The organism is Pseudomonas sp. EL_65y_Pfl2_R96, from assembly GCF_963970905.1.
Classification (GTDB): domain Bacteria; phylum Pseudomonadota; class Gammaproteobacteria; order Pseudomonadales; family Pseudomonadaceae; genus Aquipseudomonas.
On the sequence record NZ_CAXAQH010000398.1, the window covers coordinates 1 to 433 of the forward strand.

Sequence of the window (433 nt, forward strand, 5' to 3'; positions counted from 1 at the left end):
TCATGCCGGCGGCCGTCATGAGCATCGTGATCGGGATGACCGCGGCCGTGACGAGCGCCGCGCGGATATTGCCGAGGAGCAGGAACAGGACGACGATGACGAGCAAGGCGCCCTCGACCAGATTCTTCTCGACCGTCGCGATCGTCGCGTTGACGAGCTTGGAGCGGTTGTAGACCGGCTCAGCGAAGACGTCTGGCGGCAGCGCCTTGTTGATCTGGTCAAGCGTCTCGGCCGCGCTGTTGGCGACGATACGGCTGTTCTGGCCGACCAGCATCAGCACGGTCGAGATGACCGCTTCCGATCCCATGCGGCTGCCCGAGCCAGTGCGGACCGCGCCGCCGATGACGACCTGACCCACATCCTTGACGCGCACCGGTACGCCGGCACGGGTCGCCACGACCGCTTCCTCAATCTCGCTAATCGACCGCAGGCG

General features: G+C 65.8%; 1 protein-coding gene. It reads right to left on the reverse strand.

Features of this window, described 5'->3' with window-relative positions; all coding sequences use genetic code 11:
* Positions 1-397 (reverse strand): efflux RND transporter permease subunit (locus tag AACY49_RS31245; protein WP_339528212.1); only part of this gene is annotated, 397 nt, incomplete at its 3' end.
* Positions 398-433: the final 36 nt, after the last annotated feature.